The 255-nt window shown below is 72.9% G+C and carries 1 protein-coding gene; it reads right to left on the reverse strand.

The genetic code is table 11. The features are described from left to right. On the reverse strand, positions 1-255 hold a 255-nt coding region (locus tag FNJ47_RS47110), incomplete at both ends, for a sugar phosphate nucleotidyltransferase (RefSeq protein ID WP_249778692.1).

Raw genomic sequence — 255 nt, forward strand, 5'->3', positions numbered from 1 at the left:
CTCGACGAACTTCGCCACCGCGCGCACCTCTCCGGCGACCACCGCGCCCGGGTGGATGTAGCCGTATTCGGTGGCCGGCCGTTCCGGCTTGACGCCGAACGTCACGATCCGGCCGGCTTCCGCAGCCACCAGTCCGCCGCGGCACGCGGCGACGAAGGCCGGCGTATCGCGCACCAGATGGTCGGCGGCGAGCGCCAGCACGATTGCTTCACTGTCGCGGCTCTGCGCGAACGCCGCACCGGCCGCGATCGCGGG

It is taken from the genome of Bradyrhizobium uaiense (assembly GCF_010811875.1).
Taxonomy (GTDB): domain Bacteria; phylum Pseudomonadota; class Alphaproteobacteria; order Rhizobiales; family Xanthobacteraceae; genus Bradyrhizobium; species Bradyrhizobium uaiense.